Raw genomic sequence first — 25,595 nt, forward strand, 5'->3', positions numbered from 1 at the left:
GGGGACGGCTGGGACGGGTGGGTCAGCGGGCGGGGGGACCGCCGCGCTGCGTTAGCGTCGCCGGGTGAGCGCACCCGATCCCGCGGCCACCGCCGCCGCCGCAGCAGCCGCCCTGACCGCAGCCGTCGGCGACGGCCACGACGTCGCCGTCGTCATGGGCTCGGGATGGGCGCCCGCCGCCGACGCCTTCGGCGAGCCGGGAGCCTCCGTCGGCATCGGCGACCTGCCCGGCTTCGCGGCCCCCACGGCGGTGGGCCACGGCGGCCAGGTGCGCTCGGTGCGCGTGGGCGAGCGGAAGGTGCTGCTCTTCCTCGGCCGCACCCATCTCTACGAGGGCCGCGGCGTCGAGCCGGTGGTGCACGGCATCCGCACCGCCGCCGCGGCCGGTGTGCGCACCGTCGTCCTCACCAATGCCGCCGGCGGGCTGGCGCCGGAGCACCGGGTCGGCCAGGCGGTGCTGGTCAGCGACCACCTCAACCTCACCGCCCGCTCCCCGCTGGTCGGGGCCACGTTCGTCGACCTCACCGACCTCTACTCCGCGCGGCTGCGTGAGCTGGCCCGGTCGATCGAGCCGGACCTGACCGAGGGCGTCTACGCCGCGCTGCCCGGCCCGCACTACGAGACGCCGGCCGAGATCCGCATGCTGCGCACCCTCGGCGCCGACCTCGTGGGCATGTCCACCGCGCTCGAGGCGATCGCCGCCCGCGCCGCCGGCCTCGAGGTGCTCGGCCTGTCCATGGTCACCAACGCCGCGGCGGGCATCACCGGCGAGAAGCTCGACCACGAGGAGGTGCTCGCGGCGGGCAGGGCCGCGGCGGGCCGGCTGGGCGAGTTCCTCGTGCAGTTCATCGGGCGGCTCCCGTGAGCGGTCCGGTCCTCCTGACCGGAGCGGCCGGCCAGATCGGCACGGTGCTGCGCGAGGGGCTGCCCGAGCGCGGCTGGCCGGTCCGCAGCCTCGACCGCGTGGAGGTGGGCGAGCCCCGGCCCGGCGAGGAGGTGCTCGTCGCCGACGTCACCGACCTCGACGCCCTCACCGCCGCGGCGCGCGGTGCCGCCGCCGTCGTCCACCTCGCGGGCATCCCGAGCGAGTCGGACTGGGCCGCCATCGCGCACGCCAACGTGGAGGGCACCTACTGCGTGCTCGAGGCCGCCCGCCGGGCCGGCCTCGGCCGCGTCGTGCTGGCCAGCAGCAACCACGCCACCGGGTTCACGGAGCGCCCGGCGGCCGGACTGCTGCGCGAGGACGACGGCCCGCCGCGGCCCGACACCTACTACGGGGTGTCCAAGGTGACGCTCGAGGCGCTCGGCTCGCTGTACGCCGACCGCTACGGCCTCGACGTCGTCTGCCTGCGCATCGGCACCCACGCCCCCGAGCCGCCGGACCTGCGCGCCCTGGCCACCTGGCTGTCGCCGCGCGACACCGTGGCCCTGGTCGACGCCGCGCTGCGCGCGCCCGCTCCCGGCTTCCGCGTGGTGTGGGGCGTCTCGGCCAACACCCGCGGCTGGTGGGACCTCAGTGCAGCCCGGTCGCTGGGTTACGACCCGCAGGACGACGCCGAGGCGTACGCCGACGCGCTGGGAGCCGCGCACGGCGAGGCCGACCCCGCCGACCCGGTGCACGCGCGGGTGGGCGGCCCGTACACGCTGCCCGGGTACGACGCCGAGGGAGCCCGCCCGTGACCGTGACCGACAGCCTCCTGGACACCGCCCGCGCCTGGGCCGCCGCCGACCCGCACCCCGGCGACCGCGCCGAGATCGAGGCGCTGGTCGCGGCCGGCGACACCGCGGAGCTCGGGCGCCGCTTCGCCGGGCCGCTGACCTTCGGCACCGCCGGGCTGCGCGGGCCGCTGCGCGCCGGGCCGGCCGGGATGAACGCCGCCGTCGTCACCCGCGCCGCCGCGGGTCTCGGCGCGTGGCTGACCGGGGCCGGGCACGGCGGGGGCGGCGTCGTCGTCGGCTTCGACGCCCGGCACCGCTCCGACGAGTTCGCGCGGGTCACCGCGTCGGTGCTCGCCGCCGCCGGGTTCGTGGTGCAGGTGCTCCCCCGGCCGCTGCCCACGCCGGTGCTGTCCTCGGCCGTCCGGTCGCTCGGCTGCGCGGCCGGCGTGATGGTCACCGCCAGCCACAACCCGCCGCAGGACAACGGCTACAAGGTCTACCTGGCCGACGGCGCGCAGCTCGTGCCGCCGGCCGACCGGGAGATCGAGGCCGCGATCGCCGCCGTCGGCCCGGCGCGGGACGTGCCGACCTCCGGCGACTGGACCACCCTCGGCGACGACGTCGAGGCCGGCTACGTGGCCGCCGTGGTGCGGGCGCTGCAGCCCCACCGGGTGCCGGCCGCCGACCGCGCCGCCGTGACGGTGGCCTACACGGCGATGCACGGCGTCGGCGCGGCCACGACGCGGGCGGTGTTCGCCGCCGCCGGGTTCGCCCCGCCGGTGAGCGTGCCCGAGCAGGACGCGCCCGACCCGGCGTTCCCGACGGTCGCGTTCCCCAACCCGGAGGAGCCCGGCGCGGTCGACCTGCTGCTGGCCCTGGCCGAGCGCAGCGGCGCCGACGTCGCCGTCGCCGAGGACCCCGACGCCGACCGCTGCTCGGTGGTCTGCGACGGGCGGCAGCTCACCGGCGACGAGGTCGGCGCGCTGCTCGCCGACTGGCTGCTGCGCCGCGGCGCCCGGGGCACGTACGCGTCCTCGCTGGTCAGCGGCTCGCTGCTGCACGCGCTCACCCAGGCGCACGGCGTGCGGTTCGCCGAGACGCCCACCGGGTTCAAGTGGATCATCCGCGCCGGCACCGACGCCGAGCCGCTGGTGTTCGGCTACGAGGAGGCGCTCGGCTACGCGGTCACCCCCGAGGTCGCCCGCGACAAGGACGGCATCTCCGCCGCCCTCGCCGTCGCCCTGCTGACCGCGGAGCTCAAGGCCACCGGCCGCACGCTGGTCGACCGGCTCGACGAGCTCGCCCGCGAGCACGGGCTGTTCGCCACCGGCCAGCTGTCGGCGCGGGTGGAGGACCTCACGCTGATCTCCGACGCGATGCGGCGGCTGCGCGCCGACCCGCCGTCGCGGCTGCTCGGCCGCCCGGTCACCGCCACCGACCTGCTCACCGAGGACCCGCCGGTCGACGCCGTCCGGCTGCTCGGCGACGGCGTCCGCGTGGTGGTGCGGCCCAGCGGCACCGAGCCCAAGCTCAAGGCCTACCTGGAGACGGTCGTCCCGGTGCACGACGACGCCGGGGTGATCGCCGCCCGCGGCCGCGGCGAGGACGAGCTCGACCAGCTGCGCGGCGAGATGGCGCACGCCCTGGGGTTGTAGTGGACGTCGGCGCGCTGGTCCTCGACGTCTTCGGCACCGTCGTCGACTGGCGCGCCGGCGTGGCCCGCGAGGCGGCGCGGCTGCTCGGCCCCGACGTCGACGCCGCCGCGTTCGCCGACGCCTGGCGGAGCCGCTACCAGCCGTCGATGGAGCGCGTGCGCAGCGGCGGGCGGCCGTTCGTGCCGCTCGACGTGCTGCACCGCGAGTCGCTGCCCCCTGCGCTCGCCGAGGTGGGGGCCGACGCGGTCCCGGACGACGTCGCCGCGGAGCTCGTCCTGGCCTGGCACCGGCTCGACCCGTGGCCGGACACGGTGCCCGGCCTGACCCGGCTGCGGAGCCGGTTCGTCCTCGCGCCGCTGTCCAACGGGGGCGTCCGGCTGCAGGTCGACCTGGCGCGGCGGGCCGGGCTGCCGTGGGACCTGGTGCTCGGCGCCGAGGTCGTGCGCCGCTACAAGCCCGACCCCGAGGTCTACGACTCCGCGCCGCGGCTGCTCGGACTGCCGCCGCCGCGGGTGCTGATGGTCGCCGCGCACGTCGAGGACCTGGCCGCCGCGCGGGCGCGGGGACTGCGGACGGCGTACGTGCACCGGACGCTGGAGTTCGGCGGGGACCCCGCGCCGCCGGAGACCGACCCCGGCGCCGACCTGTCGGTCGGTTCCCTCGAGGAGCTCGCGGCCGCGCTCGGCTGCTGAGGTCAGCGCCCGTGCCGGGGCCGTTGCCGCGGCACGCCGCGCCGGGCGGCGGCCACCGAGAGCACGGCGGCGGCCAGGGCGGTGAGCAGCCAGCCGATCCCCGCGAAGAGCCCGCCCTGTCCTCCGACCGCGCCGGGGCCGGCGTCCAGGGACCGGACCCAGGTGACGGCGGCCGCGGTGCCGGCCAGCCACAGCAGCACCGGCAGCGGCCGCCACCGCCGCAGGTCGGCCATCACGACGACGGGCGCCAGCACCACGGCCCCGACCAGCACGATGATCACGCCCGGAGTGTGCCCGACGGGCCTCTCACCTGCGGCGTCGCCCCGGGCGGGCCGGCGGGGGGCGCCACTGCACGGTCCACGTCTCCCCCACCGGCAGGGCCCGCCACCGCCGCCCGGCGTCGGCCAGCGCGGCCGCGGCGTCGGCGAGCCGCGCGGGCGCCAGGTCGAGCGCGGCGGCCTCGCCGGGCAGCACCGTGGCCCCGCGCGCCGACCGGGAGACCAGGTCGGCCACGCCCTCCGCCCGCTGGATGGCCGCCGCCCGCTCCCTCTTCAGCCGGGCCGAGCGCTCGGCGGCGTGCGGGGGCTGCCGGCCGGAGACGTGCCGCATCGTCGTCCAGACGACGCCGTCGGCGATGCAGCCCCAGATGCCGTCGGTCATGCCGAGCTCGGTCTCGACGAGCGCGTGCACCAGGTCGTGCGGCAGGTCGGCCCCGCCGCCGGCGCCGCGGAGGGAGAAGACGACCCCGTCGTCGCGCTCGACGCGCGTCTCCACCGGACGCCGGTCGGCCAGCCGGGAGAAGGTCATCCGCACCCCTCCAGGCTGACCCGTCCGGTCAACCGCTTTCCCCGGGTCCGGGCCGCCGCGGTGCGGTCGCGGTCGGCTCAGGCCGGGACGGACTCCCGGCAGCCCGAGGCCAGGGCCCGCTCGGCGGTCGCCAGCACGACGACGACGTCGCGTCCGAAGCCGACGTCGCACGGGTGGGCGCCGCCGGTGAGCGCCGCGGCGCCGAGCTCGTCGACCGCCGCGGACAGCGACTCGACCGGGCTCTCGGTGTCGGGCAGGAGCACCAGCCGGCCGGCGTCCCCGTGCACGCTGAACTCGACGCCCGTGGCCAGCGGCGCGACGGTGTGCGACAGCGTCAGCGTGGAGGCGACGCCGGGGGTGGCGTGCTGGAGCACCAGGTGCACGGTGTCGCCCGCGCCCGCGCCGGCCTGCACGGAGACCACCGGGCCCAGGGCCGGGACCAGCAGCGACAGCGCGTGCGGGCCGATGTCCCACAGCGCGCCGTGCCGGCGGCGCCAGGCCGAGTCGAAGGGGCTGCCGGCCAGCGCGGACAGCCACGAGCCGGCGCCGCCGGCCAGCCGGGTCCGGGCGGCCTGGGTCAGCCAGGTCGTCGTCGCGGCCTGGAAGCGGAAGGTGAAGAAGACGACCGAGGCGACGCCCGTGGACCGCACCGCGCCCACCACCCGGTCGGCCTCGGCGACGGTCAGGCCGATCGGCTTCTCCAGCAGCAGGTGCCGGCCGGCGGCGGCCGCCTGCTCGGCGAGGGGCACCTGGACGTCGGGCGGGACGGCGACCGACACCGCGTCGACCTGCTCGAGCAGCGCGGCGAGGTCGTCGGTCCCGGGGACGTCGAACTCCGCCCCGACCTCGGCGGCCTTGGCGGCGTCGCGGCCCCAGATCCCGGCCAGCTCGGCGGTGGGGTGCGCGGCGATCGCCGCGGCGTGCACGGTGCGGGCCCAGTGACCGGTGCCCAGGACCGCGAAGCGCACGGTCAGACCGCGCCGAACTGGCGGTCGCCGGCGTCGCCGAGGCCGGGGACGATGTAGGCCTGCTCGTCGAGCCCCTCGTCGACGCTGGCGGTGAAGACCCGCAGTGGCAGCCCGCTCTGCTCGAGGCGCTCGAGCCCGGCCGGCGCGGCCAGGGCGCAGAGCACGGTGATCTCGGTGGCGCCGCGCCCGGTGAGCAGGGTGCAGCAGTGCACCAGCGACCCGCCGGTGGCCAGCATCGGGTCGAGGACGAACACGTGCCGACCGACCAGCGTCTCGGGCAGGGAGGCCATGTAGGCCTCGGGCTGGAAGGTCGTCTCGTTGCGCGCCAGGCCGACGAAGCCCATCTGCGACTCCGGCAGCATCCCGTGCGCGGTGTCGGCCATGCCCAGCCCCGCGCGGAGCACCGGCACGATCAGCGGCGGCGCGGCCAGCCGGTAGCCGGTCGTCGTCGTCACCGGGGTGGTGATCGGCTCCTCGGCGACGGCGAGGTCGCGGGTGGCCTCGTAGACCAGCATCTGGGTCAGCTCGCGCAGCGCGGCCCGGAAGGCGGCGTTGTCGGTGCGCTCGTCGCGCATGCGCGACAGCCGGGCACGGGCGAGCGGGTGGTCCACCACGGTCAACTGCACGCGCGACACCGTAGCGGTCGCCCCGCCCGGCCCAGGGTGCGACGGCCAGGGTGCGACGGCGGGGAGGGGGAACCGGGAGAATGGCCGGCATGACCCACGTGCTCGACCCCGGGACCCTCGAGGCCGGGACCCGGCCCGCCCCCGGGTCCGGAGCGCCGTTCGACGACGTGACCCGCTCGGACGCCGCCCTCCGCGCCTTCCTGCACGGCCTGCCCGGTGTCGACCAGGTGGGCGCCGAGCAGCGCGCCGCCACCCTCGGAACCCGCTCGATCAAGACCACGGCCAAGGCCTGGGCGATCGACACCGCCATCTCGATGGTCGACCTGACCACGCTCGAGGGCGCCGACACCCCGGGCAAGGTCCGCTCGCTGGCCGCCAAGGCCCGCCGTCCCGACCCGACCGACACCACCGCCCCCGCGGTCGCCGCCGTCTGCGTCTACGGCGACCTCGCCGGCGTCGCGGTGGAGGCGCTCGAGGGCTCGGGCATCCACGTCGCCGCCGTCGCCACGGCCTTCCCCAGCGGCCGCGCCAGCCGGGAGGTCAAGCTCGCCGACGTCCGCGACGCCGTGGGCAACGGCGCCGACGAGATCGACATGGTCATCGACCGCGGCGCCTTCCTCTCCGGCCGCTACCTCGAGGTGTTCGACGAGATCGTCGCGGTGAAGCGGGAGTGCGGGGACGCGCACCTGAAGGTCATCCTCGAGACCGGCGAGCTGGTCACCTACGACAACGCCCGCCGCGCCTCCTGGCTGGCGATGCTCGCCGGCGCGGACTTCATCAAGACCTCCACCGGCAAGGTCTCCCCCGCCGCCACGCTGCCGGTCTGCCTGGTGATGCTCGAGGCGGTCCGCGACTTCCGCGCCGCCACCGGCCGCCAGGTCGGCGTCAAGCCGGCCGGCGGCATCCGCACCACCAAGGACGCGCTCAAGCACCTGGTGCTGGTCAACGAGACCGTCGGCGCCGACTGGCTGTCCCCCGACTGGTTCCGCTTCGGCGCCTCCAGCCTCCTCAACGACCTGCTCCTGCAGCGGCAGAAGCTGCGCACCGGCCACTACGGCGGCCCCGACCACGTGAGCATCGACTGATGGGCACCGACTGATCATGACCAGCCTGTTCGAGTACGCCCCCGCCCCCGAGTCCCGCTCGATCGTCGACGTCGCGCCGTCCTACGGGCTGTTCGTCGACGGCGAGTTCGTCGACGGCTCCGGCGAGCCGATGAAGACGGTCAACCCGGCCACCGAGGAGGTGCTCAGCGAGATCGCGGTGGGCACCGAGGCCGACGTCGACCGCGCCGTGCGGGCCGCCCGCCGGGCCTCCACCCGCGTGTGGGGGCCGATGCGCCCCGCCGACCGCGGCAAGTACCTGTTCCGGATCGCGCGGATCCTGCAGGAGCGGGCCCGCGAGTTCGCCGTCCTGGAGTCGCTGGACAACGGCAAGCCGATCCGGGAGTCCCGCGACGTCGACGTGCCCCTGGCCGCGGCGCACTTCTTCTACCACGCGGGCTGGGCCGACAAGCTCGGCCATGCGGGCCTGGGCCCCGACCCGCGCCCGCACGGCGTGGCCGGCCAGGTCATCCCGTGGAACTTCCCGCTGCTGATGCTGGCGTGGAAGGTCGCCCCGGCGCTGGCCACCGGCAACACCGTCGTCCTCAAGCCCGCCGAGACCACCCCGCTGACCGCGCTGCTGTTCGCCGAGGTGTGCCGCCAGGCCGACCTCCCGCCCGGCGTGGTCAACATCGTCACCGGGGCCGGCGACACCGGCCGCGCCGTCGTCGAGCACGAGGACGTCGACAAGGTCGCCTTCACCGGCTCGACCGAGGTGGGCCGCTCCATCGCCCGCGCCGTCGCCGGGACCCGCAAGGTGCTCACCCTGGAGCTCGGCGGCAAGGCGGCCAACATCGTCTTCGACGACGCCCCGATCGACCAGGCCGTCGAGGGCATCGTGCGCGGCATCTTCTTCAACCAGGGCCACGTGTGCTGCGCGGGCTCGCGGCTGCTGGTGCAGGAGTCGGTGCACGACGAGGTCATCGCCTCGCTGCAGCGGCGCATCGGCACGCTGCGGGTGGGCGACCCGCTGGACAAGAACACCGACATCGGGGCGATCAACTCCGCCGAGCAGCTCGCCCGGATCCGGGAGCTGTCCGACGTCGGCGAGGCCGAGGGCGCGCACCGCTGGCAGCCGGTCTGCGAGCTGCCCGAGCGCGGCTTCTGGTTCCCGCCGACGGTGTTCACCGACGTCTCCCCCGCGCACCGCATCGCCCGCGACGAGGTGTTCGGCCCGGTGCTGTCGGTGCTCACCTTCCGCACGCCCGACGAGGCGGTGGCCAAGGCGAACAACACGACCTACGGGCTGTCGGCCGGCATCTGGACGGAGAAGGGCTCGCGGATCCTCGCGATCGCCGACCGGCTGCGCGCCGGCGTGGTCTGGGCCAACACGTTCAACCAGTTCGACCCGACGTCGCCCTTCGGCGGCTACAAGCAGTCCGGCTACGGCCGGGAGGGCGGCCGGCACGGGCTCGCCGCCTACCTGAAGGAGAGCTCCTGATGTCGGACCGGCTGGCCGTCCGCAAGACCTACAAGCTGTACGTGAACGGGGCCTTCCCGCGCTCGGAGTCCGGCCGCACGTACGAGGTGACCGACGCCCGCGGGGCCTTCCTCGCCAACGCCGCGCACGCCTCCCGCAAGGACGCCCGCGACGCCGTCGTCGCCGCGCGGGGTGCGTTCGGGAAGTGGTCGGGGACCACCGCCTACAACCGCGGGCAGGTGCTCTACCGGGTCGCGGAGGTCATGGAGGGCCGGCACGCGCAGTTCTGCGAGGAGGTCGCCGCGGGCGAGGGCCTGTCGGCCGGGCGTGCGCGGGCCGTCGTCGACGCCGCCGTCGACCGGTGGGTCTGGTACGCCGGGTGGACCGACAAGCTCGCGGCGGTCCTGGGCAGCGCCAACCCGGTGGCCGGGCCGTACTTCGACTTCTCGCTGCCCGAGCCCACCGGCGTCGTCGCGGTGCTGGCGCCGCAGCGCTCGTCGCTGCTCGGCCTGGTCAGCGTGCTGGCGCCGGTGCTGGCCGGCGGCAACACCGCCGTCGTCGTCACGTCGAGGGAGCGGCCGCTCCCGGCGATCACCCTCGGGGAGGTGCTGGCCACCAGCGACGTCCCCGGCGGCGTGGTCAACCTGCTCACCGGTGACGCCGGCGAGATCGGCCCCTGGCTGGCCGAGCACGACGACGTCGACGCCATCGACCTCACCGGCGCCCCCGCCGGCCGCGCCCTGGAGCTCGAGCGGCTGGCGGCCGGCAGCATCAAGCGGGTGCTGCGCCCGCCGGCGGAGGAGCCGGACTGGACCGCCGACCCCGGCACCGGCCGGATGACGCGGTTCCTCGAGACCAAGACGGTGTGGCACCCGATCGGACTGTGAGCCGGCGGGTGCCCCGGCCCTCCGCGAGGAGGCCCGGCGCACCCGCCCGGCTCAGGCCAGGCAGGTCAGCCGTCGGCCGCCGTTGTAGGTGACCATGTCGCCGAGTGCGGCCTCGAGGTCGATCGGCGCACCGCGCTCGGCACCGTCGAGCTCGGCGTAGGCCCGGTGCAGGTTGCCGACGATGCGCTCGGCGTCCGACCACTCCGCGTACTCCCCGAGGTCGCACTGCCGTGCGGCCTCCAGCGGTGACAGGCCCGCGTCGCGCCCCTCCCGCGCGGTCCGCTCCAGGAAGCGGAGGTAGCCGAGGATCTGCGGTACCAGGGAGCCGTCCGCGACCGGCCCGTGCCCGGGCACGATCGTCGTCGCCTCGAGCGGGGCCACGACCTTCTCCATGACCTCCAGCGACCCCGACAGCGACCCCATCAGCAGGAACGGCGTGCCGCCGTTGAAGAGCAGGTCGCCGGCGAAGAGCGTCGACCGCTCCGGGATCCACACGATCGAGTCGTTCGTCGTGTGGGCGGGCGTGCCCACGTGGCGGACCTCGCAGCGCAGGTCTCCCGACCAGAGCGTGACCCGGTCGGTGAAGGTGAGGAACGGAGGAGCGAGCTCCAGGGCGCCGGTGTCGAAGTGCGTCCAGTACGGCAGCGGCCCTTCCGGACCGGGGACGCCGGTCTCGATGACCGCCTCCCGGGTGAGCTCGTGCCCGACGATCGTCGCGTCGGGGAGCAGGTAGTTGCCGTGCGTGTGGTCGCCGTGGTGGTGGGTGTTGACCAGCGTCCGCACCGGGCGGGTGGTCACCGTCCGCACCGCGTCGAGGAACTCGCGGGTGCGCCGCTCCGTCGCGCACGTGTCGATGGAGACGGCGCCCCGGTCGTCGACCAGCAGGCCCGTGTTGTTGATCCACCAGCTGCCGTCGGGCTGGATGTAGGCGAAGACGCCGTCGTTCACCTCCTCGAGGCGCGACGGTCCGAGGTCGTGGTCGCCGTGGGACGAGCTCATGGGGGGTTCCTCTCCGGTCGGGGCGCGACGATGCGCCGGTGGGGGCCGGGATCCGGCCGGTCCCCCTCAGCGGGCAGGGGGCACGCGTGGTGCGGCGGGGACGGGGACGTGGGCGGTGCCGAGCTGGCGCTTGAGCACCTTGCCGACGGCGTTGCGCGGCAGTGCGGGGACGGCGACGACCCGCTCGGGGACCTTGTGGGCGGCGAGCCGGTCACCCGCCCACGCCAGGACCTCCGCCTCCGTCGCGTCGTCCTCCGGGCGCAGGACGACGAAGCCGACGATGTGCTCCTCCCGCTCCGGGGTGCTGACGCCGACGACCGCCGCGTCGAGCACCGAGACGTGCTCGAGCAGGACGCGCTCCACCTCGGCGGCCGAGACGTTGTCGACGCCGGGCTTGAGGACGTCCTCGGCACGCCCGAGGAACTCCAGCGACCCGTCGGGCAGGGCGCGCAGGTGGTCGCCCGTGGCGAGCCAGCCGTCGCGGAGGATCCGGCGGGTGTCCTCCTCGCGTCCCAGGTAGCCGGCCATGAGCGAGTGGCCGGGCACCCCCTGCACGAGCAGCTCCCCCGCCCGGCCCGGTGGCACCTCGACGCCGTCGGTGTCCACCAGGCGGGTGTGTACCCAGGGTGTGGGCCGGCCGACGGTCCCCGGCACGGCCGGCCCGTGGACCGGGTCGGACAGCGTGGGCGCGAGGGTCTCGGTCAGCCCGTACACCTGCACCAGCCGGGTCGCGAAGCGTTCCTCGAACACCGCCCGCTCGTGCTCGGTCAGGTGCTGGGCGAAGAGGGTGAGCCGCAGGCCGCTGGTGTCGACGCCGCCGGGGCTGGCCCCCAGGACCGCCCGCACGTGCACGGCGAACAGGCTGGCCACGGTCGCCGAGACGTCCCGCGTCTGCTCCGCCCAGCGGGCGGGGTCGAACGCCGGCACGAGGGCGGCGGACGCGCCGGTGACGAAGGCCGACATCACCGAGTAGAGCAGCGCGTTGGCGTGCGAGAGCGGCAGCGTGACCAGCCAGCGGTCCTCGGCCCGCAGGCGGACGAGCTGGGCGACCGCCTCACCGGCGAAGAGCAGGTTGCCGTGGGTGAGCATCACGCCCTTGGGCCACCCGCTGCTGCCGGAGGTGTAGAGGACGGCGAGCAGGTCCCGGGGCCCCGGACGCGCGTCCGGCAGCTCCCCCTCGGACAGGCCCGGACGGACCTCCTCCCAGCAGACCGCGCCGTCGGCCGCTCCGCCGACGGTCACGACCTGGGCGAGCTCGGGGACCATCTCCGCGGCGGCGGCCACCACCGGCATCCGGTCCAGGGCCGTCACGCTGACCCGGCAGCCCGCGTGCGACATCACGTAGGCGACGTCGTCGACGGTCGACGACGGGTGCGTCGGCACGAGCACGGCGCCGAGGTGCGCGACGGCGAACAGGCACACCAGCAGCTCGGGCACGTTGCCGAGCTGGACGTGGACCGTGTCGCCCCGGCGCACGCCGAGCTGGGTGAGCAGGCGCGCCATGGCGCGGGACTCCAGCCACACGTCCCGGTAGGAGAGGACGGTCTGCTGCCCGCCGGGGCCCACCCGCACGAGGAAGGGCCGGCGCGGGTCGACCCCGGCCTGCCAGGTGAGCCTGTCGCCGACCGACCCCGACCGCCCCGGGGGGCTCATCCCCGCGCTCCCGGCGCCACCGCTGCCTCCGGTTCCGCGGTCATGTCCAGGCCGACCGACTCGTAGGCCACGATCTCCCGCTCGATGGCGGTCCGGACCTCGGCGGGCCGTCCCGCCAGCAGTGCGCCGACCAGCGACCGGTGCACAGTGGCCAGCTCCTCCCGGTCCAGGCCGTCGCTCACCGCCAGCCGGTAGCGCGACGCCTGGTCGCGGACGACCCGGGACATGTTCCGCAGCCGCGTCGAGGGACAGCCGCCGGCCGCCGCCTCGTAGAAGGCGCGGTAGGCGAGCTCGCGGGCCACGGGGGTGGCGGTGGCCTGCTCCAGGGTCGCCAGCAGGGTCCCCGACGTCGCCTCGACGAGCGCCCGCCACTCGGGGCCGCCGTGCCGTGCGGCCTGGGCCGCCGTCTCCGGCTCCAGGAGCTTCCGGAGCTCGGCCAGCTCGTCCCGGTCGCGGGCCGACAGCGGCGTGACCCGCGCACCCCGCTGCGCCGCGAACTCGACCAGGCCCTCCCCCGCCAGCCGCTGCAGTGCCTCCCGCAGGGGCGTCGGGCTCACCGAGAAGCGCTCCGAGAGGGTGGCGGTGATCAGGCGCTCGCCGGGGGCGAGCTCGCCGTCGAGGATGGCCTGCCTGATCTGGGCCTCGACCCAGTCGATCCGCGTCAGTGGAACGTCGTTCACGGGCACCGGACTGAACCCTCGCGTCTCGCGACATCCTTCACACCCGCCTCGCGACTCTCGGGACCGCGTCGAGCAGTGCCCGGGTGTAGTCCTCCTGCGGGTCGGACCACACCCGGTCGGCGTCGCCGGTCTCGACGATCGCGCCGCCGCGCATGACGGCGACGCGGTGGCTGACGTGGCGGACGACCGCCAGGTCGTGGGAGATGAACAGGTAACTGACCCCGAGCTCGCGCTGGAGGTCCTCGAGCAGCGTGATGATCGACGCCTGGGTCGAGACGTCGAGGGCCGACACCGCCTCGTCGCAGATGATCAGCCGGGGGTTCAGCGCCAGGGCACGCGCGATGGCCAGCCGCTGGCGCTGCCCTCCGGAGAACTCGTACGGGTAGCGCATCGCCGCCCGCCGGTCCAGGCCCACCTGGTCCAGCAGCTCGGCGGCCCGCCGGTGTCGCTCCCGGCGGCCGAGCCCGGAGTGGTACCGGAGCGGCTCGGCGATGACGTCGGCGACGATCCAGGACGGGTCGAGGGAGGAGTAGGGGTCCTGGAAGACCATCGCGACGTCGCGGCGCAGCTCGCGCAGTTCCTCCCGGCCGGCGGCCGTGACGTCGCGGCCGCCGAGGACCACGGTGCCGGCGTCGGGCTCGATCAGCCGGGCGATCAGGCGGCCGGTCGTGCTCTTCCCGGAGCCGGACTCGCCGACGAGACCGAGGGTCCGGCCGGCGGCGAGCTCGAAGGAGACCGCGTCGACGGCGGTCAGCCGCTCCCGCGGCCGCCCGAGCGGGTCCCGCCGCGTGACGAAGGTCTTCGTGAGGTCCCGGACGACCAGGAGCGGTTCCGGGGACGCCGGTTCCGCGACGACCTGCAGCGGCTCGGACATCAGGAGATCCCCCGCAGCTCGATGTCCCGCGCCAGCAGGCAGCGGGTGTGGTGCCCGGCCAGGACCTCGTCGAGGCCCGGCGGGGTGACGTCGCACACGCCCGCACGGGCGTGGTGGCACCGCGGGTGGAACCGGCAGCCGCCGGGGAGGTCGAGCGGACCCGGCACCAGCCCGGGGATGCCACGCAGCCGCTCCCGTCCGTGCTCGGCGGGCAGGCAGGCGAGCAGGCCCTCCGTGTAGGGGTGCTGCGGATGCCAGAAGACCTCCTCCGTCGACGCCTGTTCCACGACCTGCCCGGCGTACATGACGACGACGCGGTCGCTGATCTGCGAGATGACGCCCATGTCGTGCGTGACGAACAGGACCCCCATGCCCAGGCGCTCCTGCAGGCCGGCGAGGAGCTCGAGGATCTGCTTCTGCACCGTGACGTCGAGCGCCGTGGTGGGCTCGTCCGCGATGAGCAGGTCCGGCTCGCACGCCAGGGCGATCGCGATCATCACGCGCTGCCGCATGCCGCCGGAGAAGGTGTGCGGGTAGTCGTCCACCCGCCGGGCCGCGTCGGGGATGCCGACCAGGTCGAGCAGCTCGACGGCCCGCCGGCGCGCTGCGCTGCGCGAGGCGCCGCGGTGGCGGCGCAGGACCGCGGAGATCTGCTCGCCCACCCGGAACGCGGGGTCCAGGCTCGTCATGGGTTCCTGGAAGATCATCGAGACGGCGTTGCCGCGGACGTCGCTGAGCTCGGACTCCGACAGTCCCCGCAGCTCGCGGCCGTCGAGCCGGATGGAGCCCGCGGCGATGCGGGACGACCGGGGCGGCAGCAGCCCCATGACCGCCAGCGAGGTCACCGACTTCCCGCAGCCGGACTCGCCCAGCAGGCCCAGGGTCTCCCCGCGCCCGATGGTGAAGGACACGTCGTCGACCACCCGGGCCCAGCCCTGGGCCGTCGCGAACTCCACCGCGAGGCCCTCCACCTCCAGCAGCGCGCCGGTCCCCGAGCCGGTCCCCGAGCCGGTCCCTGCGGCGGTCACTGCGCCGGTTCCCGCGTCGGTCACTGCGTCGGCCTCCTGATCTCCCGGCCGAGGGAGTCCCGGACGCCGTCGCCGATCACGTTGAAGGCGAGGACCGTCACGAGGATCGCCAGGCCGGGGATGAGCACCAGGTGCGGGCTCTGCTCGAAGAAACGGGTCGACCGGCCGAGCATCGAGCCCCACGAGGAGTCGGGCGGCTGCACGCCCAGGCCCAGGAAGCTGATGCTCGCCTCGAAGAGGATGGCGAAGCCCATGGCCAGGGAGATCTGCACGACGAGCGGCGACAGCGCGTTGGGCAGCACGTGGCCGGTGATGATCGCGCGCGACGTGCCACCCACGCTCCGGGCCGCCTCGATGAAGGTCTCCTCGCGGACCGCGAGCGTGCTGGCCCGGGTGAGCCGGAAGAACTGGGGCGCGTAGACGACCCCGATCGCGATCATCGCGCTGGTGAGGTCCGGCTCCAGGATGCCGACGATCGCGAGGGCCAGCAGGAGCGCGGGGATGCTCATGACCGCGTCGGCGATCCGGCTGAGCACCACGTCCACCCAGCCCCGGAGGTACCCGGCGGCCAGGCCGAGGGGGACGCCGAGGGCGATCCCGATGGCCGTCGCCTGCACGGCCGCGAGCAGCGAGATCCGGCCGGCGTAGAGCAGCCGCGAGTACACGTCCCGGCCGAGGTCGTCGGTGCCGAACCAGTGCTCCCCGTTGGGCGCCTGCAGGCGGTCGGACAGCACCTGGGTGTCGGGGTCGTGCGTGGCCAGGAGCGGTGCCAGCAGGGCGGCCAGGGCGATGAGCACGACCACCACGAGGGCGACGACGGCGGGGCGTTCCCGGCGGAACCGGCGGACGAACCGCTGCCGCGGCGACTCGGGCCGGTCGGTCAGCGGTTGCTCCTGCGCCCCGGGCGCGGCCGTCGGCCGGATGGTCGTCACTGCACACGCACCTTCGGGTTGACCAGGCCGTAGCTGACGTCCACGACGAGGTTGACCAGCAGCACGATCACCGTGATGAGGAGGACGCAGCCCTGGATGACCGGGATGTCCCGGTCGAAGACCGCGTCCACGGCGAGGGCACCGACCCCGTTGAGGTTGAAGATGATCTCGACGATGGTGGCCAGGCCGAACAGGCGGGCGATCTGGAGCCCCGCCACGGTGATGACGGGCATGGCCGCGTTCTTCAGGGCGTACCGGCGGACGATGGTCGCCGGCCGGAGGCCCTTGGCCCGGTGGGTCCGGATGAAGTCCCGCTCCAGGACGTCGGACATGCTGGCGCGCATCTGCCGGGCGAGCTCGGCGGCCACGGCCGTGGCCAGCGTGACGGCCGGCAGGGTGATGCTGCGCAGCCACCCCGCCGGGTCCTCCGTGAAGGGCACGTACCCGCCGGAGGGGAACCACTCGAGCTTGAGCGCGAAGAAGGTGACCAGCAGCAGGCCCAGCCAGAAGTTCGGCACCGCCAGGCCCACCGACGTCGTGACGGTGAGGATCCGGTCGGTCAGGCGCCCCTTCTGGTTCGCCGCGAGCATGCCGATCGCCGTGCCCACGACGACGGCCAGGGCGAAGGAGACGAAGACCAGCGACAACGTCACCGGCAGCCGGTCGGCGAGGGCGTCGGTGACCGAGTAGCTGGTGTACAGCGACGTCCCCAGGTCGCCCTGGACCGCGGCGGCCAGCCAGCGCCCGTACCGCACCGGCACCGGGTCGTCGAGCCCCAGGTCCTCCCGGATGGCCTCGACCTGCTCGGGCGTCGCGGAGTCACCCGCGATCGCCAGGGCCTGGTCCCCCGGGATGACGAGGACCAGCCCCCAGACCACCAGGGTCACGAGGAAGACCAGCGGGACGAGGGCGAGGAGCCTCCTCGCCACCAGGCGGATCATGCGCTCACCGTCACCCCGCGGAAGTCGAACAGCCCGGTCAGCGTCGACTCCAGGCCGGAGACCTGCTCGGTGTGGACGAAGGTGTTCGTGGCGTTGCAGACGACGATCTGGGTGGCGTCCTCGACCATGACCTCGGACAGCTCCTGGTAGGACGGCGCCCGGTCCTCCTGCGTGGTGGCCGACAGCCCCTCCACCGCCAGGCGGTCGATCTCCGGGTTGCTGTACCCGCCGGGGTTCAGCGTGCCCTGCGGCGAGAGGAGCGTCGCCACGGTCTTGGCCGGGTCGGTCGCGCCGGGCCAGTTGCTGAAGTACATGTCCGCCTCGCCGCCGACGAAGCGCGACAGCAGCTCGGTGGGCTCCAGCGACGTGACGGTCAGGTCGACGCCCACCTCCGCCAGCTGGGCCTGGATGGCCTCCAGCTGCGCCGTGTAGAAGGGCACGTTGATCACGACGGCGTTCAGGGCCAGGTCCTGCTGTCCCGCCTCGGCGAGCAGCTCCCGGGCGCGGTCGGGGTCGTACTCGGGGGCCTCGATGTCGGGGTTGTGCGCCCAGTAGTCCTCGGGGAACAGCTGCGTGCTCGGCGTGCACCGGCCCGCCTGCAGCGCGTCGCTGATGCCCTGGCGGTCGATGGCCAGGCTGATGGCCTCGCGCACGCGCTGGTCCGACAGCGCCGGGCCGCTCTTGTTCAGGAACAGGGTGAAGGACCCCAGCGACGGCGCGGACTCCACCGTGATCCCCGGCCCCTCCGCCGCCTCGACCTGGTCGGGGTTGAGCTGGGTGGCGTCGGCCTGACCCCCGCTGACGGCGCGCAGCCGCACCTCGGGGTCGAGCTGCATCTGGATCTCCAGGCCACCGAGGGTCTGCACGTCCGGGGCCCAGTAGTCCGCGGACCGCTCGTACCGGATGACGACGCCGGGCTGGTGCTCGGTCACGCGGTAGGGGCCCGTCCCCACCGGCTGCAGGTCGAGGTCCGGGTTCCCGAAGGCGGCGGGGCTGACCATCATCCCGGCGCGGTCGGCCAGGAGCGCCGGCAGGGAGCCGGCGGGGGCGCCCAGCCGCAGGTCGACGGTCCGCTCGTCGACGACCACCACCTCGGTCACCGCCGCGAGGTCGGCCTTGAGCGAGGAGTTCGGGAGGCTCTTGGCGCGGTCGACGTTGGCCTTGACCGCCTCGGCGTCGAACGGCGTGCCGTCGTGGAAGACGACGCCCTCGCGCAGGGTGAGCCGCAGCGTCCGGTCGCCGTCGGTGAACTCCCAGGACTCGGCGAGCATGGGCTGGAGCTCGCCCTCGGGCGTCACGTCGACCAGCCGGTCGTAGACCGGGTAGAGGTAGACGTTCACGAACTGGTTGGTCGTGGTCGCGGGGTCGTAGTTGCTCCCCGCCGGCGTGCCGAACGAGAAGCGCAGGACCGCGTCCTCGTCCGCCGGGCCGGCCGACGACCCCGAGCCCCCTCCGGCGGTGGAGCCGCCGTCCGATCCGCCGCACGCGGCGGTCACGAGGGCGGTGGCCATCACCACGGCGAGCATCCGGATGCGCATCTCGTCTCCCTTGACAGGTGTGATCCAGGCCATGTTTATATTCAATTGATTGTGGAGGCAAGACCTTCTTCACCGCCCGGTCCACACACCCCGGGGAGTCCTCACCGTGCAGCCACGAGAGCCGAGCCGGCCGTCCTTCGCCGGCCTGTGGTCACGGGCCGTGCGCGACCACGCGGCCCGGCCCTTCCTCGTCTTCGAGACCGAGGGGGGCTCCGCCGTCACGTGGACGTACGCGGAGTTCGACGCGGTGGTCGGCAGGACGGCGTCCGGACTCGCCGCCCGCGGGGTCGGCCCGGGCGACCGGGTGCTGCTCGTCCTGCCCAACTCGGTGGCCTTCGTGGCCGTCTGGCTGGCCTGCTCGGTCCTGGGGGCGACGTTCAGCAGCAGCGACCCGCGGGCACGCGCGCCGGAGCTCGCGCACCAGCACGGACGCCTGCGGCCGCGGCTGGTCGTGTGCGGGACCGAGCAGGCGGACCGGGTCCCAAGCGGGGCACTGGACGGCCGGACGGTCGTCGTGTCCTCCGGCGCCGACGCGACGGTGGGCGGCCTGGCCCGGGACGGCGACCCGCCCGCGCCGGCGGTCACCGCCGAGGACGTCCTGAGCGTGCTCTTCACGTCCGGCACCACCTCGGCCCCGAAGGGGGTGGTCGTCAGCCAGGGGGTCTACGCGCACACCGGCCTGGTCATGGCCGAGGCCGCCCGGCTCGAGTCGCGGTCCCGCTTCCTCGTCGCGCTGCCCCTGTTCCACGCCAACGCCCAGTACTACTGCTTCGCGGCGGCCATCGCGGTCGGCGCCTCCGTCGCCCTGGTGCCCGCCTTCTCCGCGACGAGGTACCTGTCGCAGCTCGAGCGCCTCGAGGCCACGCACGCCTCGCTGTTCGCGGCGCCGCTGCGGATGGTCCTGGCCCGGGGCGGGGACCGTCCGCTGCGTCGTCCGCTGGAGCACCTGTGGTTCGCGCAGGACCTCACCGCCGACGAGTACGCCCGGGTGACGCGGCTGGTCGGCTGCCGGCCACGGCAGCTCTACGGCATGACGGAGACCGGCCCCGCGGTGCTCAGCCAGCCACCCGGGGGAGCCGGCCCGGCCGGCCTCGGGGGCGTCACGCCGGGCTGCCTCGTCCGCCTCGGCGACCTGCGCTCCGGCGCTCCCCTCACCCCGCCCGGCCACGGCGAGATCCAGGTCGGGGGCCTCCCCGGCCGCACCGTCTTCACCGGCTACCTCGACGACCGCCGCGCCAGCGACGGGGTGGTCGCGGCGCGGGAGCCCGACGGGGGGATCTGGTTCCGCACCGGTGACCGGGCCACCGTGGCCGCCGACGGCACGTGGTCCTTCGCCGGACGGAGCAGCGAGCAGCTGAAGGTGGCCGGCGAGAACGTCTCGGCCGTCGAGATCGAGCAGGTCGTCGCCCGGCACCCCGGCGTCTTCGAGGTCGCGGTCACCGCGCGCCCGGACCCGATCCGCACCGAGGTCCCGGTGGCCCACGTGGTGCCGGCCGGCGTGCCGGCACCCGACCTCGTCGAGTCGGTCCTCGCCTGGTGCGCCGCGAACCTCTCCCCCGCCAAGCGGCCGCACGAGGTCCACCTCGTCGAGGAGCTCCCCCGGACCTCGGTCGGCAAGATCCGCAAGTTCCTGCTCACGGCCGACCGTCGGCCGGAGCCCGGACCCCAGGAGGCACAGCCATGAGATGGGTGACCTACGACGCCGACGGCACCGACCGCGTCGGCCTGGTCGTCGACGACCGGATCCACGGGCTCGAGCCGGGGACCACCCTGGTCGACCTGCTCGGGGACGACGGATCGCGACTGCAGGCGGCGGCCGAGCGCGCCACGTCCGCACCCCAGGACACCCGCCCGTTCCAGGGCGCCGTCCTGCGGGCGCCGCTGCAGCCGCCGGCCATGCGGGACTTCCTGTGCTTCCTGCAGCACATGCGCAACTGCCGCGCCGGACTCGGTGCCGCGGCCCAGCTGGATCCCGAGTGGGAGCAGATCCCGGCCTTCTACTTCACCAACCCCGTCGCGGTGGTCGGCCCGCACGACCCCGTGCCGGTGCCCCCGGGCTGCGGGCGCTTCGACTTCGAGCTGGAGGTGGCGGCCGTGATCGGCCGGGCCGGCTCCGACCTGGACCCGGCCACCGCGGCCGACCACGTCGCCGGGTACACGATCTTCAACGACTGGAGCGCCCGGGACCTGCAGGCCCGCGAGATGCGGCTGAACCTCGGCCCGGCCAAGGGCAAGGACAGCTCGACGACGCTGGGGCCGGTGTTCGTCACGGCCGACGAGCTGGCGCCGCACGCCAGCGGCAACTCCTTCGCCCTCGACATGCGTGTCTGGGTCAACGACGAGGAGGTCGGCGGGGGCTCCATGGACCAGATGGACTGGTCGTGGGGAGAGATCGTCGCCTACGCCTCCCGCGGGACGACGCTGCGCCCGGGCGACGTGCTCGGATCCGGCACCGTCCCCACCGGCTGCCTGTTCGAGCACTTCTCGATGAGCGGTGGTGACGCCGGTCAGGGCTTCCGGGGGTGGCTGCAGCCGGGGGACCGGGTGCGCATGCGCGTCGAGGGGATCGGTGAGATCGAGAACGAGGTGGTGCCCGGTCCGGCCGTGCACCCCCTGCGGACCGGGTTCTGAGGCGGCGGCGATGGCCGACCTGGAGTTCACCCGCGGGCTGCACCACCTCGCCGACGGCTGCCACGCCTGGCTCGAGCCGGACGGGAGCTGGGGCTGGAGCAACGCCGGCCTCGTCGTGGGCTCGGACGAGTCGCTGCTCTTCGACACGCTCTTCGACGTCCCCATGACCCGGTCGATGGTCGAGGGGATGGCGGAGGTGACGGCGTCCGCGCCGATCCGGACGGTCGTGAACAGCCACTCCAACGGCGACCACTGGTTCGGCAACCAGGTGTTCCCCGACGCGCGGATCGTCGCCTCGTCGGCGACCGCGCAGGAGATGCAGCACGCGGGGCCGGACCTGATCATGGGCCTCCGGGACGCGCCGGGCGGTCCGGGCCGCTTCGCCCGGGAGATCTTCGCGCCGTTCGACTGGAGCGACTGCAGTCCGCGCCGGCCCACCGAGACCTTCGACGGGCGGCAGGTCCTCGACGTGGGCGGGGTCGAGGTGCAGCTCCTGGAGCTCGGACCGGCGCACACCGCCGGCGACAGCGTCGCGTGGGTCCCCTCGGCCGGGGTGCTGTACACCGGGGACCTGCTCTTCATCGGGGGGACGCCGATCATCTGGGCCGGGCCGCTGCGCAACTGGGTCCGGGCCTGCGACACGATGCTCGGGCTCGAACCGGTGCACGTCGTCCCCGGACACGGGCCGGTGACCGACACCTCCGGGATCCGGCAGGTCCGGGACTACCTCCTCTTCGTCGAGGAGGAGGCCACGGAACGGTTCCGGGCCGGGATGAGCCCGACCGAGGCGATGCACGACATCGCACTCGGGCGCTTCGCCGAGTGGGCGGAGTCCGGACGCATCGCGCAGAACGTCATGGCGGTGTACCTGGAGCTCGACCCGTCGCTCGAGCGCCCCGACACCCGGGAGATCTTCGCCCGGGTGGCCGCCCTCGAGGGCTACCGGGACTGAGCTCCGGCTCCGCCTGCACCGGCGGCAGCCCCGGGACCGGCGGGACCTCCAGGGACTGCCGGCCCCCGGGACTCACCGTCCCCGGGGACGTCCGTCGGAGCGGTCGCGGGCGTGCAGCAGCTGCGCGGCGGTCGTCGCGACCACCAGCTGCTCGTGCGACGCCGGGTCGTCGACCGGCCGGCCGAGCAGCGTCTCGATGCGGGCCAGCCGCTGGTACAACGACTGGCGGTGCACGTGCAGCGCCGCCGCCGTGCGGGTCCGGCTGCCGCCGCCGCGCAGGTGCACCGCCAGGGTGTGCACCAGGTCGCTGCCGGTGGCGGCGTCCCAGGCGGTGAGCGGGGCGAGCGCGTCCTCGACCAGCCGCCGCAGCGCGCGGTCGTCCAGCCCGGCGAGCAGCTGCGGCAGGGTCAGCTCCCGGGTGGGCACGGTCCCGCGGCCCAGCAGCGTGGCGGTCGGCAGGGCCGCGTGCGCCTGCCGCAGGGAGTGCCCGGCCTCGGGCAGCGGCACCGCCGGCCCCACCGTCGTGACCGTCCCCGTCGCGGGCAGCAGGCCGGTCAGCCACCCGACGGGATCCGTGCGGTCGGGTGACCCCGGGACGGCGACCAGCCCCAGCGCCTCCCCCCGCACCCGTCCCGCCAGCAGTTCCAGCCCCTCGCCGTGGGTGGCCCGCGCCCACCCCGCCAGGACCGGGCGCGGGTCGGGGGCGCTGGCGGCCAGGCCGACCACCGCGGCACCCGGAGCCGGGTGGAAGTCCGCCAGCCCCGCCCGCAGCAGCAGCTCCCTCGTCCCGGGCACGGTGTCGGTGAGCAGGTCCGCCAGGAGGGTGGCAGCCGGGTCACCCGCCGAGCCGGCCCCCGACTGACCCACCGCCACCGCGGCCACGCGGGCCAGCCGCGGCGCGAGCAGGTCCAGGCCGGCGGAGTCGGTCGCCGAGCCCGTGCCCAGCGCCACCGCGCCCCAGTCGACGTCCCAGACCCGGACGGGTGCCGCCGCGGCCGGTCGGCGCAGCAGCCGGTCGGTGGCCCGCTCGTCACGGACCCCGGCCGCCGCGACCACCCGGCCCGACCGGGTCACCAGTGCCACCGGGCCACCGGTGACGGCCGCGGCGGCGGTGACCAGGGCCGGCGTCCCGCCACCGGCGGCCAGCGCCGCGTGCACGTCGGCGAGGACGGCGTCGACCATCCGGATCCGCCGCGCGTCGGCGTCGAGGATCACCGCGTTGGCCTCCCGGCAGACCCGGATGAAGGGCACCACCTGGCGCAGCACGTACAACGGCAGCCCGCGACGGCGCGCCTCGTCGAGCAGCTCCCCCGGCAGGTCGGGCAGCGAACGGCCCAGCTCCACGGCGACGGCCGTGACCCCGCGGCCGGCCAGCTCCCGCACCCAGTGGCGGCGGGCCCCGGCATCCACGCCGGCCAGTCCCAGGCCCGTCGTCAGCAACAGGTCGCCGGCCGACAACAGCGGACCGATCTCGTAGATCTCGCTGGAGTGCACCCACCGGACCGACGTCTGCGGCGAGGACGGCGCGACGGCCTCCTCGGGAGCCGCGTCCCGCACGGCGGGGAGCGCGAGGAACTCGGCGATGGTGAGCACCCGACCTCCTTCCCGGCCTGACACGACGGCGTGGATCCCCGCGCCGATCCCTGACGGATTGATCGTTGCGCACGCCGGGCCGCTCGCCCAGCCTCGACCGCAGCCGTCGCCGCGGCACCGGTCGCGGCCCGAGTCGCGAGGAGGCCGTCGATGGCCGCTCCCCTGACACCGCTGGACCCCGCCACCGCGCGGGCCTGGCTCGCCGTCGCGCTCGAGGAGGCCCGGGCCGGGGGCGCTGCCGGCGGCATCCCCATCGGTGCGGCCCTCGTCGGCCGCGACGGCGAGGTGCTCGGTCGCGGGCACAACCGGCGGGTCCAGGACGACGACCCCTCCGTGCACGCCGAGACCGCGGCCTTCCGGGCTGCCGGCCGGCAGCGCTCCTACCGCGGGACCACCATGGTCACCACCCTGTCGCCGTGCTGGTACTGCAGCGGGCTGGTGCGCCAGTTCGGCATCTCCCGCCTGGTGGTGGGCGAGGCCCGGACCTTCTCCGGAGGCCACGACTGGCTGGCCGAACACGGCGTCGAGGTGGTCGTGCTCGACGACCCGGAGTGCGCCGAGACGATGAGCGACTTCATCGCCGCCCAGCCGCAGCTGTGGCACGAGGACATCGGCACCGACGAGCAGGACGCGCAGGTGCGGGCATGAGCAGCGCCCCGGCCCGGAACGACGCGACCGCGCCGGAGGTCGTCGACCCTGATTACCCGATCGACCCGGTACCCGCGGCGGCGCGCCGGTCACTGTTCTCGCTGGCGATCGTGCTGCTGGGGTTCACCTTCTTCACTCCGACCATGCTCGCCGGCGCGCAGATCGGGGAGGCGTTCCCGGCGACCACGCTGTTCTGGGTGCTGCTGCTGGGCAGCGCCGTCCTCGGCGTCTACGTCGCGGTGATCGGCGGGATCGGGGCCCGCACCGGCCTGACCACCGTCATGATGTGCCGCTACACGCTGGGCCGGAGGGGGGCCAAGCTCGCCTCACTGCTGCTCGGCGGCACGCAGGTGGGGTGGTACGGGGTCACCGTGGCGACCCTGGCCGCACTCACGGCCAGCGCGCTGGGCTGGGAGGGCCGCGGCCCGGAGGTCGCGCTGATGCTCGTGGGCGGCGCGGTCATGGGCGTGACCGCCTACTACGGCTACAAGGGCATGTACGCCCTCTCCCTCGTGTCGGTGCCGCTGATGCTGGTGCTCGCCGGCTGGGTGACCTGGCGCTCCCTCGAGGAGGTGGGCGGCTGGAGCGGTCTGACCGGCATCGAGCCGTCCGGGTCGATGACCGTGGCGGTCGCCGTGACCGTCGTCGTCGGCACCTTCGCCTCCGGCGGGACGCAGGCGCCCAACTGGACCCGCTTCGCCCGCACCCCGCGCGCCGGCTTCTGGGCCTGCGTGATCGCGTTCCTGATCGGCGAGCTGCTCATGCTCGGCTTCGGCGCCATCGGTGCGCTGGCGTTCGGTGAGGGGGACTTCGTCCTCGTCCTCTACCAGCTCGGGCTGGTGGGCTGGGGGCTGGTGTTCCTCGTCGCGAACCTGTGGACCACGAACGACAACACCGCCTACAACGTCGGCGTCGCCGGGGCGGAGATCGCCGACTCGCCGTCCAAGAAGCCGTTCGTGATCGGCGGCGTGGTGCTCGGGACGCTGCTGGCGGTCACGGGCATCTACGACAACCTCATCGACTACCTGGTCTGGCTGGGGATCCTGATCCCGCCGCTGGGCGGCGTGGTCATCGGCGACCACCTGGCCCGCTGGCGCGGCGGCATGAGCGGCGGTACCCAGCACCTGCCCCCGGTCGAGTGGCGCAACGTCGCGGTCTACGGGGTCGCCGCGGTCGCCGCCTGGTGGAGCAACGAGGTGCAGTGGTTCATCCCGCCGGTGGTCGGCGTCCTGGTCGCCGTCGCCGGCGTGCTGGTCGTCCAGCGGGGCCGGCGTCCGGCGACCCGGGCCGCCGGCTGACGCCCGGGAAC

General features: G+C 75.0%; 25 protein-coding genes. 12 read left to right on the forward strand and 13 right to left on the reverse strand.

Annotated features, from left to right (window positions below; genetic code table 11):
• Positions 1-64 precede the first annotated feature (64 nt).
• Genes HLV61_RS17045 through HLV61_RS17060 form a run of 4 tightly spaced genes read left to right on the forward strand, consistent with a single transcriptional unit; the run spans position 65 to position 4,006 of the window.
• Positions 65-865, forward strand: coding sequence for a purine-nucleoside phosphorylase (locus tag HLV61_RS17045; RefSeq protein ID WP_369257543.1), 801 nt, complete (start codon positions 65-67; stop codon positions 863-865).
• Complete coding sequence (locus tag HLV61_RS17050) at positions 862-1,680, forward strand: NAD-dependent epimerase/dehydratase family protein (RefSeq protein ID WP_369257545.1); 819 nt, start codon at positions 862-864, stop codon at positions 1,678-1,680. Before HLV61_RS17045 ends, HLV61_RS17050 begins: the two co-directional genes overlap by 4 nt.
• Entirely contained in the window at positions 1,677-3,314 is a 1,638-nt protein-coding gene (locus HLV61_RS17055; protein WP_369257547.1) for a phospho-sugar mutase, read from the forward strand. The genes HLV61_RS17050 and HLV61_RS17055 overlap by 4 nt, the downstream gene beginning before the upstream one ends.
• Positions 3,314-4,006: a haloacid dehalogenase type II gene (locus tag HLV61_RS17060; RefSeq protein WP_369257549.1), complete on the forward strand. Its 693-nt coding sequence runs from the start codon at positions 3,314-3,316 to the stop codon at positions 4,004-4,006. Before HLV61_RS17055 ends, HLV61_RS17060 begins: the two co-directional genes overlap by 1 nt.
• A 2-nt stretch (positions 4,007-4,008) precedes the next feature.
• Here the strand turns inward: HLV61_RS17060 and HLV61_RS17065 are convergent, their stop codons facing one another.
• The 4 genes from HLV61_RS17065 to upp all read right to left on the reverse strand — a co-directional run bounded on the left by HLV61_RS17065 (position 4,009) and on the right by upp (position 6,407).
• On the reverse strand, positions 4,009-4,287 hold the full coding sequence (locus tag HLV61_RS17065) for a hypothetical protein (protein ID WP_369257551.1): 279 nt from the start codon (positions 4,285-4,287) through the stop codon (positions 4,009-4,011).
• Positions 4,288-4,312: 25 nt separating this feature from the next.
• A complete protein-coding gene (locus tag HLV61_RS17070) occupies positions 4,313-4,813 on the reverse strand; it encodes a hypothetical protein (RefSeq protein WP_369257553.1) in 501 nt (166 codons plus the stop codon).
• A 77-nt stretch (positions 4,814-4,890) separates the two neighbouring features.
• Positions 4,891-5,781, reverse strand: coding sequence for a Gfo/Idh/MocA family protein (locus HLV61_RS17075; protein ID WP_369257555.1), 891 nt, complete (start codon positions 5,779-5,781; stop codon positions 4,891-4,893).
• A 2-nt stretch (positions 5,782-5,783) separates the two neighbouring features.
• Positions 5,784-6,407, reverse strand: coding sequence for a uracil phosphoribosyltransferase (gene upp, locus HLV61_RS17080; RefSeq protein WP_369257557.1), 624 nt, complete (start codon positions 6,405-6,407; stop codon positions 5,784-5,786).
• A gap of 89 nt (positions 6,408-6,496) precedes the next feature.
• Here upp and deoC point away from each other — a divergent pair, with 89 nt between their 5' ends.
• Genes deoC through HLV61_RS17095 form a run of 3 tightly spaced genes read left to right on the forward strand, consistent with a single transcriptional unit; the run spans position 6,497 to position 9,817 of the window.
• Positions 6,497-7,492 (forward strand): deoxyribose-phosphate aldolase, encoded by a 996-nt coding sequence (gene deoC, locus HLV61_RS17085; protein ID WP_369257559.1) that lies wholly within the window; start codon positions 6,497-6,499, stop codon positions 7,490-7,492.
• 16 nt (positions 7,493-7,508) lie between these two features.
• Positions 7,509-8,951, forward strand: coding sequence for an aldehyde dehydrogenase family protein (locus HLV61_RS17090; RefSeq protein WP_369257560.1), 1,443 nt, complete (start codon positions 7,509-7,511; stop codon positions 8,949-8,951).
• Positions 8,951-9,817 (forward strand): aldehyde dehydrogenase family protein, encoded by an 867-nt coding sequence (locus HLV61_RS17095; protein ID WP_369257562.1) that lies wholly within the window; start codon positions 8,951-8,953, stop codon positions 9,815-9,817. The genes HLV61_RS17090 and HLV61_RS17095 overlap by 1 nt, the downstream gene beginning before the upstream one ends.
• A 51-nt stretch (positions 9,818-9,868) precedes the next feature.
• On the opposite strand, the gene HLV61_RS17100 is transcribed toward HLV61_RS17095, so the two are convergent.
• From HLV61_RS17100 to HLV61_RS17135, 8 genes are all read right to left on the reverse strand, one after another.
• On the reverse strand, positions 9,869-10,816 hold the full coding sequence (locus tag HLV61_RS17100; RefSeq protein ID WP_369257564.1) for an MBL fold metallo-hydrolase: 948 nt from the start codon (positions 10,814-10,816) through the stop codon (positions 9,869-9,871).
• 66 nt (positions 10,817-10,882) lie between these two features.
• Complete coding sequence (locus HLV61_RS17105) at positions 10,883-12,469, reverse strand: class I adenylate-forming enzyme family protein (RefSeq protein ID WP_369257566.1); 1,587 nt, start codon at positions 12,467-12,469, stop codon at positions 10,883-10,885.
• Positions 12,466-13,149 (reverse strand): GntR family transcriptional regulator, encoded by a 684-nt coding sequence (locus HLV61_RS17110; protein ID WP_369257568.1) that lies wholly within the window; start codon positions 13,147-13,149, stop codon positions 12,466-12,468. Before HLV61_RS17110 ends, HLV61_RS17105 begins: the two co-directional genes overlap by 4 nt.
• Positions 13,150-13,186: 37 nt before the next feature.
• Complete coding sequence (locus HLV61_RS17115) at positions 13,187-14,023, reverse strand: ATP-binding cassette domain-containing protein (RefSeq protein WP_369257570.1); 837 nt, start codon at positions 14,021-14,023, stop codon at positions 13,187-13,189.
• Positions 14,023-15,075 carry an ABC transporter ATP-binding protein gene (locus HLV61_RS17120; RefSeq protein ID WP_369257572.1) on the reverse strand — a complete coding sequence of 351 codons (1,053 nt, stop codon included), beginning with the start codon at positions 15,073-15,075 and terminating at the stop codon, positions 14,023-14,025. The genes HLV61_RS17115 and HLV61_RS17120 overlap by 1 nt, the downstream gene beginning before the upstream one ends.
• Positions 15,072-15,983: an ABC transporter permease gene (locus tag HLV61_RS17125; RefSeq protein ID WP_369257574.1), complete on the reverse strand. Its 912-nt coding sequence runs from the start codon at positions 15,981-15,983 to the stop codon at positions 15,072-15,074. Before HLV61_RS17125 ends, HLV61_RS17120 begins: the two co-directional genes overlap by 4 nt.
• Entirely contained in the window at positions 15,980-16,924 is a 945-nt protein-coding gene (locus tag HLV61_RS17130) for an ABC transporter permease (RefSeq protein ID WP_369257576.1), read from the reverse strand. Before HLV61_RS17130 ends, HLV61_RS17125 begins: the two co-directional genes overlap by 4 nt.
• Positions 16,921-18,462, reverse strand: coding sequence for an ABC transporter substrate-binding protein (locus HLV61_RS17135; RefSeq protein WP_369257578.1), 1,542 nt, complete (start codon positions 18,460-18,462; stop codon positions 16,921-16,923). Before HLV61_RS17135 ends, HLV61_RS17130 begins: the two co-directional genes overlap by 4 nt.
• A gap of 106 nt (positions 18,463-18,568) precedes the next feature.
• Here HLV61_RS17135 and HLV61_RS17140 point away from each other — a divergent pair, with 106 nt between their 5' ends.
• The 3 genes from HLV61_RS17140 to HLV61_RS17150 are packed head-to-tail and all read left to right on the forward strand — an operon-like array spanning position 18,569 to position 22,045.
• Positions 18,569-20,146 carry a class I adenylate-forming enzyme family protein gene (locus HLV61_RS17140; protein ID WP_369257580.1) on the forward strand — a complete coding sequence of 526 codons (1,578 nt, stop codon included), beginning with the start codon at positions 18,569-18,571 and terminating at the stop codon, positions 20,144-20,146.
• Positions 20,143-21,093 carry a fumarylacetoacetate hydrolase family protein gene (locus tag HLV61_RS17145; protein WP_369257582.1) on the forward strand — a complete coding sequence of 317 codons (951 nt, stop codon included), beginning with the start codon at positions 20,143-20,145 and terminating at the stop codon, positions 21,091-21,093. Before HLV61_RS17140 ends, HLV61_RS17145 begins: the two co-directional genes overlap by 4 nt.
• A 10-nt stretch (positions 21,094-21,103) precedes the next feature.
• Positions 21,104-22,045 (forward strand): MBL fold metallo-hydrolase, encoded by a 942-nt coding sequence (locus HLV61_RS17150; RefSeq protein ID WP_369257584.1) that lies wholly within the window; start codon positions 21,104-21,106, stop codon positions 22,043-22,045.
• A 72-nt stretch (positions 22,046-22,117) separates the two neighbouring features.
• Here HLV61_RS17150 and HLV61_RS17155 read toward each other — a convergent pair whose 3' ends face one another.
• Positions 22,118-23,638 carry a PucR family transcriptional regulator ligand-binding domain-containing protein gene (locus HLV61_RS17155; RefSeq protein WP_369257586.1) on the reverse strand — a complete coding sequence of 507 codons (1,521 nt, stop codon included), beginning with the start codon at positions 23,636-23,638 and terminating at the stop codon, positions 22,118-22,120.
• 150 nt (positions 23,639-23,788) lie between these two features.
• On the opposite strand from HLV61_RS17155, the gene HLV61_RS17160 reads away from it, so the two are divergent.
• Complete coding sequence (locus HLV61_RS17160; RefSeq protein WP_369257588.1) at positions 23,789-24,286, forward strand: nucleoside deaminase; 498 nt, start codon at positions 23,789-23,791, stop codon at positions 24,284-24,286.
• Complete coding sequence (gene codB / locus HLV61_RS17165) at positions 24,283-25,584, forward strand: cytosine permease (RefSeq protein ID WP_369257590.1); 1,302 nt, start codon at positions 24,283-24,285, stop codon at positions 25,582-25,584. The genes HLV61_RS17160 and codB overlap by 4 nt, the downstream gene beginning before the upstream one ends.
• Positions 25,585-25,595 lie beyond the last annotated feature (11 nt).

Origin of the sequence: Geodermatophilus amargosae (genome assembly GCF_041028265.1) — a bacterium.
In the GTDB taxonomy this organism is placed as follows: Bacteria; Actinomycetota; Actinomycetes; order Mycobacteriales; family Geodermatophilaceae; genus Geodermatophilus; species Geodermatophilus amargosae_A.